Consider the following 12,090-nt stretch of genomic DNA (forward strand, 5'->3'; position numbering starts at 1 on the left):
TCTATGATATTTTGGTGCAAATTAAAACTATTTTATGGTTATTTTCATCAGTTGTAAAAAAACAATATACATTTCCACCATCTTTTATTTTCCATTTTTTTCGAATAGTATCAACAGTATCAGGAAAGTTTCGGGTTGTAATATTCGCTTTTGTATTTTCTAAATACGTTTTCATTTCCGTTTTGCTATAAGCAAATGTATTTTGAATTTCAAAAACTCGTCCAGGAAAGGATATTAAGTCAAGCGAAGTGTATAAATGAGAGTGTTTGTGCAGCTTGTTTAGGTTGTAAAATGAACTTACTTCATCAAACCCACCAGATTTCATTATAGCGCTATTAGGCTCGTATAAATACTTCTGAGGAAAACTAAAATCAGCTAATTTAGTCTGTTCTCCCAAAACAAAGTCAAATGTTTCGTTCTTGTCTTTTAAAAGATTAACTGTTTTAATATTTACATTTCCAGAATAATCTTTGTGCAATTCCCATAATAATTCTTTTACTTCATTTTCTAACGCTATTATATGAATCGTTTTAACATTTTGTAATTCTAATAATCCAGCGGAGATATCAAGCAGCGGAGCAGTTTTTATTAAAATGGCATTCGAATTCTTAAAATAAAAATCTAGATTTTCCGGAACACTAGGCAAACAATCTTTAAGCATAAATACTTTCCCTTTAACATCATTTCGACGTGAAGGATCAATATAAATCCAATCCCATTTTGTATTTAAGGTATTTAATGTAGTGAAACTATCTCCACGATAGCAAATGATATTCGAAACATTTAATTGCTCAAAATTATGGTTTACAAAGTCAGACAGTTCTGAGTTGATTTCGCAATGAACGACAGTTTTTATTTTTTTTGCAAAATAGTAATCATCCACACCAAAACCTCCAGTTAAATCAATTAAACGTTCTCCTGAAATGATTGAAGCTTTATAAGAAGCTGTTTTTTCAGATGAAGTCTGTTCTATTGAGATTTTACTTGGATAAATAATATTTTTGGTGCTAAACCAATTAGGTAGTTTATCTTTTGCTTTTGTTTTGGCTTCGATTTGGTTCAAAATAGAAATCCAATCTACATCAGGAAAAGGATTTTTTTGAAGTGCTAATTTCGAAATAGAAATACCGATGTTTCCCCCTATAAATTCTTGAATTTTGGGATTTAGAATTTTTAAATCCAAGATTAAATATTTTTTGTTAATAGTTGTATAATCTTATTCTCAGGAAAAAATTCTTTACCAATTACTTTCAATATGGTAAATAATGGAACCGCTATAATCATTCCTAGTATTCCAAAAAGAAAGCCCGCAATTAATATGACAAGAAATATTTCTAATGGATGTGAGCTCACACTTTTTGAAAAAATAATAGGTTGAGACACATTGTTATCAATAATTTGTACAATCCAAAAACCAATCAAAACATAAATGGTTGTTGGCAAAATTTGTGTTTGAAAATCACTGCCTAAATTACCAATCATAGTCAAAACTGCAGCTAAAATTGAGGCAATTAATGGTCCTACGTAAGGAATAATATTTAAAACGGCACATAAAAAGGCGATGACAATTGCATTTGACACACCAAAAACGAGTAAAACAATAAAGTATAAAATAAACACAATAAATAATTGGAGTAGTAATCCAATAAAATAGCGGGATAATAAGTGATTTATTTTATCTAAAGAATTTAAAATTTGATCTTCATGGCTGTCAGGAATTAATTTTTTGGCACCATCTTTAAATAATAATCTGTCTTTTAAAAAGAAAAAAGTAATGAAAAGTACTGAAGCCAATCCCATTCCAAAACTACTAATTGTACCTAAAACGGCATTTAGAAAATTTGGAATAAAATTAAAGTTTATTTTAGAAGTGATGTTAGATTCCTTTAGCATTTTTGTGGAATCAATATTATGACTTTCCAAAAATGAAGATATTTGGTTAATTAATTGAAGCGTATTTTTTTCTATTTCTGTGGTATTTAAAAGCGATAAATTTTGACCTTGTGATGAAATCAAAGGAATAAACATCATTATAAATCCAACTATAATAAAGACAAAAATTAATAATGTTGCAATTGTAGCAAATACATGTTTGAATTTTAATCTTCTTTTAAAAAAATCTAAAATTGGATTTCCTATTAATGTAAGAATTAATGCAACTATTAGATAAATCAGTACCGATTGAATTTGATATAGAAAATAAAGAGATAAAGCGACTAAAACGATAGTAGTTATTGCTCTTAAAATTCCATTAGCTATAATTTTTGATGTAATCATTTATATTTTTTAGGATATAAAGATAAAAAAAACTCGCTAACAAGTAGCGAGTTTTAAATTCTAAAATTCGAAAAATTATATACCGAAACCTGCTCTGGCTCCACCAGAAACAAATAAAGCAGACATTCTTGCTTTTTGGCCATTAGTGAACATGTACATTCCTCTATCATCTGTATAATCCATATAATTCATAGTCATTTCATTATGAGTAGGTAGACATGTACTTATGTAAGGATATGTTGGTACACCAAAATTTGCGGTTTTGTGAACAGGCGTGTCAGAAACTAAATCATCTCCACATGAAGCATCTCCCCAAATGTGGCGAAGGTTCATCCAGTGACCTACTTCGTGAGATGCGGTTCTTCCTAAATTATAAGGATAACTTGCAGCGCTTGATGAACCAAAATAGAAAGAATCAATTACAACTCCGTCAGTTGCTAAAGAACCCCCTGGAAATTGTGCATATCCTAAAATTCCACCTCCTATAGTACAAGCCCATATATTTAATGTTGTAGATGGTGAAGTTGGATTAATACCTCCTTTTTTTGAGTTCTTCATTGCATCTCTTGTTCCCCAAGATGTTTTTGTAGTAGATTTTCTAATTGTATTTACTAATTCAAAAGTGATACCAATATTTGCAGCTACACCTAAAAACTCGCTAGGAATGCTCTTAAAATCAGAATTGGTTGCTGTGTAATCTTTATTCAATACATCAATTTGGGATTGTATCTGAGCATTAGAGATGTTTTCTGCGGCAGTTCTATATAATACATTTACAACAACAGGAATTACTACTTTACCATTTACTAAACGGTTCGTTAACATTACTTTTTGTGTAAAGGCTTCAATTTGGTTCATTCTTAAAGCTAATGTAGGATCAGCTTTTAATTGTTCTGCCAAAACATCTTGTGAAGCACATGTTCTTCGAGTAATAGCGTTTGTTGTATGGGAAGTTAATTCTGTTTGGTCATTTTGACAAGAAAATAACATCAAAAATGCTGTTGTAATTAAAATAATTTTTTTCATAATAGTAGTTTTTTTAAGATTATAAAGTGCTGTTTATCAAATAAATAATTAAGCAATTTACGATTATTATTTATTAAAAATAAATTTAGAAGCTTTAAATTGTTGCTCGACTATTAGTATTAAAGAATTATGATTGTATAAAGGGTATTACTCTGAACTATTCAAAAAAAAAACTCGCTAACAAGTAGCGAGTTTTAAAATCTAAAAAACTAAAAAAAAAATTATATTCCGAAACCTGCTCTAGCTCCGCCAGAAACGAATAAAGCAGTCATTCTCGCTTTTTGACCATTAGTAAACATGAACATTCCTCTATCATCAGTGTAATCCATGTAGTTCATTGTCATTTCATTATGAGCAGGTAAACAAGTACTTACGTATGGGTATGTTGGTACACCAAAGTTTGAAGTTTTAGCAACTGGAGTATCAGAAACTAAATCGTCTCCACAAGATGCATCACCCCAAATATGTCTAAGGTTCATCCAGTGACCAACTTCGTGAGATGCTGTTCTTCCTAAATTGTAAGGATAGCTAGCAGCGCTTGATAATCCAAAATAATTAGAATCAATTACAACCCCATCAGTTGCTAATGAACCACCAGGAAATTGAGCGTATCCTAAGATTCCTCCTCCAATTGTACATGCCCATAAGTTAAGGTTTGTACTTGGTGAAGTTGGATCTAATCCTCCTTGTTTAGTCTTTTTCATGGCATCTCTAGTTCCCCATGAAGTTTTAGTAGTCGATTTTCTATTGATTTTCACTAATTCGAAAGTGATACCAATATTTGCAGCAACTCCAGCAAACTCAGCAGGAGTACTGCTGAAATCAGGATTTGTAGCAGTGTAATCTTTGTTTAATACATCAATTTGTGATTGTATTTGTGCATCAGAGATATTTTCAGCTGCAGTTCTGTACAATACATTTACTACTACAGGAATTACTACTTTACCATTTACTAAACGGTTAGTCAACATTGATTTTTGTGTAAAAGCTTCAATTTGGTTCATTCTTAAAGCCAATGTAGGATCAGCTTTTAATTGTTCCGCTAATACATCTTGTGAAGCGCATGAGCGGCGTGCAATAGCATTTGTTGCTGAAACTGTCGATTCTGTTTGGTCATTTTGACATGAGAATAGCATCAAAAATGCTGTTGCAGTTAAAAGAATTTTTTTCATAATAATACTGGTTTTTTGTTATAAAAAATTGATTTGGGTTAATAATAATGCAATTTTATAACAAATTATTCGATAAAACAAATTTTTGTAAAAAAAATAAAAAAAACAACTATAACGATATAGTGATAACTTGTGCGACATTGATACTGCTGTTCTCGTCACATATATTGATGTGTGCAATTTGATTTAAAATTGTTAAAAGCTCATTAAAAACACATCCATTTCGTTGTCTATTTTTAATGAAACTTGAAAAAACTGCTTTTAAAAGGTTTATTTGTATCTGTAATTTCTAAGGAGATAATTTTTAATTATTGCGGATAAATATTCCTGTAAATCATTAGTTTCATGAATTACAGAGTATAGTGCGTAAAGAGCAGTACTTCGAGAAGTTTTATGAATAGAGGGGATGTTCTTTTCTTAAAAGATGATTTTTTTAACACCAAAAGCTTCACTAATTGTAAAAAGTGAGCCCATATTGAATGTATACTGAAAATGACAAGAAATGTTTTCTTTCGAATTAATATCTTTATGCTCTAGTTGTAGAGATTAATTATTAAAGATATAATTCATAATGTTAGCGCCCATTTTTAATGCTTTTTCGCGAACATCTGCGGGATCGTTATGCACTTCAGGGTCTTCCCATCCGTCGCCTAAATCGCATTCGTAAGTATAAAGAAGGACCAATTTACTTTCTATAAATATTCCAAAAGCTTGTGGTCTTTTTCCATCATGCTCGTGAATTTTTGGTAATCCATTAGAGAAAAGATTTGGTTTTTGAAAAATAGCATGATTTGCAGGAATTTCGACCAAATCATTGTTTGGAAATATTTTCTTTATTTCTTTTCTAATGTATTGATCCATACCGTAATTATCATCAATGTGAAGAAAACCACCGGCAAGCAAATAATTTCTAAGATTAATGACTTCAGTATCGCTAAAAACAACATTTCCATGTCCGGTCATGTGTACGAATGGATAGGAAAGTAAATCCGGACTTCCCGGCTCAACGGTTCCCGGCTTAGATTTTATTTTGGTATTGATATTGGCATTGCAATATTTTATCAAATTAGGCAATGAAGTCGGATTAGCATACCAATCACCACCGCCACTATATTTTAATAATGCAATTTCCTGTGAAAATGAAGTAACAGAAATTAATAGTAATAAATAATATATTTTTTTCATAACTATAAATTCGGAATCATTAATTCTTAATTTTCATTAACAAAAACTACGCTATGACATGCAACAATTGCTGCAGTTTCTGTTCTTAATCGGGTATTTCCTAAAGAAACCGGAATATAATTTGAATCAAGTGCTAATTCGATTTCTTTTTCTGTAAAATCTCCTTCTGGACCTATGAGTATTGTAACATTTTCATTCGGTTTTAAGGCTGTTTTTAAAGTTTTTTTATCTGTTTCCTCGCAATGGGCTATAAAATTTAATCCTTCTTGTTTTTGTTTCAAAAATTCTTTGAACGATATAGCATTATTTAATTTAGGAAGAAATAATACATTTGATTGCTTCATGGCAGTCAATAAAATTTTATCAAATCTTTCGGTATTGATTACTTTTCGTTCGGAACGATCGCAAATAATAGGGGTGATTTCATGAATACCAATTTCGGTAGCTTTTTCTAAAAACCATTCGAAACGATCATTCATTTTGGTTGGAGCTACCGCTAAATGCAAATGAAATTTAGGAGTTGCTGTTTTTTCAAAAGAAATAATTTTTACTGTGCATTTATTGTCGGATGCTAAGGTAATTTCAGTTTTGAATAAATATCCTAAACCATTGGTTACAAATAAAATATCACTGTCTTTTTTGCGTAATACTTTGATTATATGTTTACTTTCTTCTTTGTCAAAAGAAAAGGTTTCAGTAGTCTCGTTTATATTTGGATTATAAAATAATTGCATAATTTAGAATTGTATTCTTGCTTTAGAAACGACAGATGACGCTTCAAATTTTTCATTTAAAAATTTTTGGTAACCTACAATTCCAATCATTGCAGCATTATCCGTGGTGTACTCAAATTTAGGAATAAATGTTTTCCAGCCGTATTTATTTTCGGCTTCCGCCAAAGTGTTTCTTATTCCTGAATTGGCCGAAACTCCTCCGCCAATTGCTATTTGCTTTATTCCCGTTTCCTTTACGGCTAATTTTAATTTATCCATCAGAATTTCAATAATTGTATATTGAATTGAGGCACAAATATCATTTAGATTTTCATCAATAAAATTAGGATTCTCTAGTTTTTTCTTTTGAATAAAATATAAAATTGCAGTCTTTAAACCTGAGAAACTAAAATCTAAACCTGGAACTTTAGGCTTTGTAAAAGTAAAAGCTTTAGGATTTCCTAATTGCGCATATTTATCTATCAAAGGCCCACCGGGATAAGGGAGTCCAAGTATTTTTGCACTTTTATCAAAAGCTTCTCCAACAGCATCATCAGTAGTTTCTCCTATGATTGTCATATCAAAGAAATCATCTACTTTCACAATTTGGGTATGGCCACCACTTATGGTCAAGGCCAAAAAGGGAAAGGTAGGTTTTTCAAATCCTTCTTCATGTATAAAATGTGCCAAAATATGGGCATGCATATGATTTACGGCTATTAAAGGGATTTTCAAGGCCAATGCCAATGATTTGGCAAATGAACTTCCTACTAAAAGAGAGCCCATTAATCCTGGTCCTTGAGTAAAAGCAATTGCGGACAACTGTTCTTTTTGTATATTTGCTTTTTTAAGTGCTGCGTCAATAACCGGCACTATATTTTGTTGATGCGCACGTGAAGCTAACTCAGGAACTACACCGCCATATTGATTGTGAATCAATTGATTAGCGACAATGTTTGATAATACTTTGTCTTTTTGTAAAACAGCTGCTGCCGTATCATCACAAGAACTTTCGATAGCAAGAATAAAAACCTCGGGATTTTGCATAAAAAGGCACAAATTTTGAATTATATTTGACAATCCTATGTAAAAAATGTTTTTTTACATAAAAAGGCAAAATTAAAGAATTTTTATTAAAGCTGCTGTTGTTTCTAAAAGCAAAATAAAATTTTATAAAAAATTAAAACATTATATAAGTATCAAAAAATTTAAAAAAATAGTATTTCGTTCTCTACTTGGACTAATCCTACTTTTATTGGTGCTTGGAATAGCCCTTTCGACACCTTATGTTCAAACAAAAATTGCTCAATATTTTGTTCGAAGTATAAATAAAGATTTCGGAATTAATATCTCTATTGACGGAGTTGCAGTATCCGCTTTTGGAGGTGTGAAATTTAAAAAAGTACTAATTATTGATCATCATAAAGATACTCTTATTTATGCTGATAGAATAAAAACTACCATTCTAGAAGGGAAGAAATTATTGGATGGTGACTTGATTTTTGGCGATTTACGTTTAGACGGATTAGTTTTCAATCTAAAAACATATAAGAATGAAAAAGAGTCAAATATAGATATATTCATTGCTGCTTTTGGAACTGGAAAGCCATCTCAAAAGCATTTTTTGCTTAAATCCACTAAGTTACATATTTATAATGGGCATTTTATTCTAACAGATGAAAACCGGGAAACTCCAAAATCAGTTGATTTTACTCATCTAAATGCTTCAGTAAATAATTTTCAGATATACGGACCAGAAGTAACTACTATTATTACTAAAATGTCCTTTCTGGATCACCGAGGTTTGTATGTAGAAAATTTAAGTTCGAAATTTAGTTATTCTAAAAAGAGTATAAAATTAGAAAATCTTGATTTAGTAACGAAAGATTCGAAGTTGAAGGGTGATGTTTTTCTAAATTATAAAATTGAGGATTTCTCTAATTTTACAGATAAAGTTCAATTTGATATAAAACTGAAATCGACTTCTATAGCTTCAAATGATATTCGCTTTTTTTATAAAGAATTAGGTAAAAATCAGCATTTTTACACTAATGCGACTATTAGAGGTACTCTTAATGATTTAAAAATTACAAATCTTAATTTAATAGATTCTAAGAATACACAGATTATAGGAAATGTTAACTTCAAGAATCTTTTTGCTAAAAAAGATCAAAAATTTTACATGTACGGTAAGTTCAATAAGCTTTCGTCGAGTTATGATAATCTGATAGTTATACTTCCGGATATTCTTGGAAAAAAATTACCAACTACATTAAAAAAATTAGGAAAATTTACCGCAGTGGGGATTACCCAGATTACAACTACTGCAATTGAAGCTAGTTTTTCCATGACTACCGCTTTAGGGAAAGTACAATCTGACTTGAAAATGAAAAACTTAGATTTCATTGACAAAGCATCATATGTGGGTAAGGTTGTTTTAGAAGATTTTGATATTGGTACTTTATTCGAAAAGAAAGACTTTGGGAAAGTCAGCATGAATATAGATGTTGATGGGAAAGGTTTTAAAGAAAAATATTTGGATACATCCATAAAAGGTGATGTTACTAAAATTGATTATAACAATTATACCTATAATAATGTTGTGGTTAACGGTAAATTTAAAATGCCTAATTATAAAGGTCAAATTTCTGTAAATGATCCTAATTTGAGTATGACATTTGATGGATTATTAGATTTAAGTAAAAAAGATAGTCGATATGATTTTCATATTAATGTTGAAAATGCGGATTTGCATAAATTGAATTTTGTAAAAGATTCCGTTTCAATATTTAAAGGTGATGTTGTTGTTCAAGCTTCTGGGAATACGATAGAAAATCTACAAGGAAATTTATTTATTAACGCGACCTCATATCAAAATGTAAAAGGAATTTACCGTTTTGATGATTTTGCTGTAAGTTCAGTTTTTGATCAAAATAAAGTTAGAACAATAACTGTAAATTCCCCTGATATTATCCAAGGTCAGATTGTGGGTAAATATGAATTTAGTCAATTGAAAAATATGGTGACAAATTCGTTGGGTAGTCTTTACACAAATTATAAACCAAATAAGGTAAAAAAGGGACAGTTCCTGAAATTTGATTTTACAATTTATAATAAAATTATTGAAATTTTTTATCCTGATATTTCTATTGGTGCCAATACCATCGTTAAAGGAAATATTAACTCGGACAACCAGGAATTTAAGCTTAATTTCAATTCGCCGCAAATTGTAGCTTCAAACAATACTTTTGATAATATTAGAATAGCTGTAGATAATAAAAACCCTCTTTACAATGCTTATATAGAATTAGATAGTATTAAAAATAAATACTATAAAATTCGTGACTTTAGTTTGATAAATGTCACAATGAAAGATACTTTATACTTTCGTTCTGAATTTAAAGGAGGAGCAAAAGGGGAAGATTATTATAATTTAAATTTATATCATACTATAAATGCAGCCAATAAAAATGTTGTCGGTATTAGTAAATCAGAAGTTAAATTTAAAGACTATTTATGGTTTTTGAATGCTAAAGAAACTGCTGACAATCAAATCGTTTTTGATAAGGCTTTTAAAAATTTCAATATTGATAATATCATTTTGTCTCATGAAAACCAAGAAATTTCACTGAAAGGGGATTTGAAAGATACTTCCTATAAAGATTTGAAACTGAGTTTTAAAAATGTTGATTTAAATAAAATTACACCGGATAATAACAAATTTGTTTTTAATGGTAATATCAATGGAGAAGTAAATTATAAACAAGACAAAAACGTTTATCAACCTACTGCTTCCATAATAATTGATCATCTGAATTTGAATAAAACGGATTTAGGTATTTTGAATTTTGATATTCAAGGGGATGAGAGTTTTAAAAAATTTACTATAAATTCTAATCTCGAAAATGAAAATTTTCAATCGTTTAATGCTGATGGGAATTTTGAAATTGTAGATAAAGAAACAATTCTGGATTTAAAGCTGAAATTCGAGAAATTTAATTTAGGAGTGTTAAGTTCTTTGGGAGGTGAGGTTCTGTCAAACATTAGAGGTTCTGTATCTGGTAATTCGACTATTCAAGGAAATCTTAATAAACCAGAAATAAACGGTCGCCTTTATGTAGATAATGCCGGAATGACCATTCCGTATTTGAATGTAGATTATGAATTAAAAGATAAAACAATTGTTGACTTAGCTGATGAGAAGTTTTTGTTCAGGAATAATACACTAACGGATACTAAGTACGGAACAAAAGGAACTTTAAATGGAAGCATTAGTCATCATAATTTTGGTGATTGGAAATTAGATTTGGCCATTAATTCAAAAAATCTATTGGCTTTAGATACAAAAGACAGTGAAGACGCAGCCTATTATGGCACCGCTTTTATAGATGGTATTGCCACGATTAAGGGACCTACGAATTCTTTATTTATAAAAGTGGATGCGAAATCTGAAAAAGGAACGGCAATAAAAATACCTATTAATAATGCTGAAAGTGTTAGTGATAATAATTTCATTCATTTTGTTACGGCTAAAGAAAAATATAATATTCAAAAAGGGATCTATGAGAATACCAGAAATTATAATGGTTTAGAATTAGAGTTTGATTTTGATATAACACCAAATGCTGAAGTGGAAGTTATTTTAGATAGAAATACGGGACACGGAATGAAAGGAAAAGGTTTTGGGTCCTTATTATTTAAGATAAACACTTTGGGTAAATTCAATATGTGGGGAGATTTCCAGGCATACGAAGGAACTTATAATTTTAAATATGGCGGATTGATTGATAAAAAGTTTGCTGTAAAAAAAGGAGGTTCAATTTCTTGGGAAGGGAATCCCATGAAAGCACAATTAAATCTAGAAGCGGTTTATAAAACAACGGCAAATCCAGCTGTATTATTAGAAAACTCTTCTTTCAACACTAAAGTTCCTGTTGAAGTAGTAATAGGTCTTCGAGGGGATTTAACTAGCCCGGAGCCAGATTTTAACATTGAATTCCCAACGGTAAGTAATGTCCTGAAATCAGAAATTCAGTATAAATTAAATGATAAGGATGTCAGACAAACACAAGCATTATATTTATTGTCATCAGGTGGTTTTTTAAGTCCTGAAGGAGTAAACCAGTCTGATTTTTCAGGTAGTTTATTTGAAACAGCAACTAGTTTATTAGGCGGTATAATACAATCGGATAACGAAAAATTTAAAGTTGGAATTAATTTTATAGGTGCTGATAAAAGAATCGGTAGAGAAACGGATGGAAGATTTGTTGCTACGATTTCATCAAAAATTAATGAAAGGATTACTATTAATGGAAAAGTTGGGGTGCCATTTGGCGGAATAAATGAATCAGCAATTGTAGGTGATTTAGAAGTGCTTTACAGAGTTAACGAAGATGGTACTATGAATTTACGTCTTTTCAATAAAGAAAACGATATTAATTATATAGGTCAAGGAATAGGGTACACACAAGGTTTAGGGGTTTCTTATGAGGTGGATTTTGATACTTTTAAAGAATTAGTTAATAAAATATTTAAAAAACATAAACTGGATAGAGAAATTAAGCCTACTAGTGAGGACCAAGATTCTAATTTAGCTCCAGATTATATTAACTTTTCGAAACCTAAAAAACCGACTACAGAAAAGCAAAAAACCAACCAGGAAGCTGTTATTCCTAAAGAGGATTAGTCCGTTTGTATTTTATGAATAAAATATAAAA

General features: G+C 30.2%; 8 protein-coding genes. 1 reads left to right on the forward strand and 7 read right to left on the reverse strand.

The annotated features are described in order from the left end of the window. Position 1: 1 nt before the first annotated feature. The 7 genes from OA85_RS11340 to tsaD all read right to left on the reverse strand — a co-directional run bounded on the left by OA85_RS11340 (position 2) and on the right by tsaD (position 7,420). Positions 2-1,183: a hypothetical protein gene (locus tag OA85_RS11340; RefSeq protein ID WP_039109851.1), complete on the reverse strand. Its 1,182-nt coding sequence runs from the start codon at positions 1,181-1,183 to the stop codon at positions 2-4. A 2-nt stretch (positions 1,184-1,185) separates the two neighbouring features. Next, positions 1,186-2,277 (reverse strand): AI-2E family transporter, encoded by a 1,092-nt coding sequence (locus OA85_RS11345; protein WP_039109852.1) that lies wholly within the window; start codon positions 2,275-2,277, stop codon positions 1,186-1,188. 75 nt (positions 2,278-2,352) lie between these two features. Continuing rightward, complete coding sequence (locus tag OA85_RS11350) at positions 2,353-3,303, reverse strand: zinc metalloprotease (protein ID WP_039109853.1); 951 nt, start codon at positions 3,301-3,303, stop codon at positions 2,353-2,355. 221 nt (positions 3,304-3,524) lie between these two features. Continuing rightward, the gene (locus OA85_RS11355; protein ID WP_039109854.1) at positions 3,525-4,475 is read right to left on the reverse strand and encodes a zinc metalloprotease; all 951 of its coding nucleotides are present in this window, start codon (positions 4,473-4,475) and stop codon (positions 3,525-3,527) included. 546 nt (positions 4,476-5,021) lie between these two features. After that, on the reverse strand, positions 5,022-5,660 hold the full coding sequence (locus OA85_RS11360; protein WP_039109855.1) for a DUF4159 domain-containing protein: 639 nt from the start codon (positions 5,658-5,660) through the stop codon (positions 5,022-5,024). Positions 5,661-5,686: 26 nt separating this feature from the next. Then, positions 5,687-6,394, reverse strand: coding sequence for a 16S rRNA (uracil(1498)-N(3))-methyltransferase (locus OA85_RS11365; RefSeq protein ID WP_039109856.1), 708 nt, complete (start codon positions 6,392-6,394; stop codon positions 5,687-5,689). A 3-nt stretch (positions 6,395-6,397) separates the two neighbouring features. After that, positions 6,398-7,420, reverse strand: a complete 1,023-nt coding sequence (gene tsaD, locus OA85_RS11370) for a tRNA (adenosine(37)-N6)-threonylcarbamoyltransferase complex transferase subunit TsaD (protein ID WP_039109857.1) — start codon at positions 7,418-7,420, stop codon at positions 6,398-6,400. Positions 7,421-7,631: 211 nt separating this feature from the next. Here tsaD and OA85_RS11375 point away from each other — a divergent pair, with 211 nt between their 5' ends. Beyond that, on the forward strand, positions 7,632-12,059 hold the full coding sequence (locus OA85_RS11375) for a translocation/assembly module TamB domain-containing protein (RefSeq protein WP_039109858.1): 4,428 nt from the start codon (positions 7,632-7,634) through the stop codon (positions 12,057-12,059). Positions 12,060-12,090 lie beyond the last annotated feature (31 nt).

Source organism: Flavobacterium sp. AED (assembly GCF_000812945.1).
GTDB lineage: Bacteria > Bacteroidota > Bacteroidia > Flavobacteriales > Flavobacteriaceae > Flavobacterium.

Excerpts from the sequence above, each read along its gene's own strand:
- OA85_RS11355 (WP_039109854.1), bottom strand. The coding sequence starts at position 4,475 with ATGAAAAAAATTCTTTTAACTGCAACAGCATTTTTGATGCTATTCTCA.
- OA85_RS11360 (WP_039109855.1), bottom strand. The coding sequence starts at position 5,660 with ATGAAAAAAATATATTATTTATTACTATTAATTTCTGTTACTTCATTT.
- OA85_RS11350 (WP_039109853.1), bottom strand. The coding sequence starts at position 3,303 with ATGAAAAAAATTATTTTAATTACAACAGCATTTTTGATGTTATTTTCT.
- tsaD (WP_039109857.1), bottom strand. The coding sequence starts at position 7,420 with ATGCAAAATCCCGAGGTTTTTATTCTTGCTATCGAAAGTTCTTGTGAT.
- OA85_RS11365 (WP_039109856.1), bottom strand. The coding sequence starts at position 6,394 with ATGCAATTATTTTATAATCCAAATATAAACGAGACTACTGAAACCTTT.
- OA85_RS11345 (WP_039109852.1), bottom strand. The coding sequence starts at position 2,277 with ATGATTACATCAAAAATTATAGCTAATGGAATTTTAAGAGCAATAACT.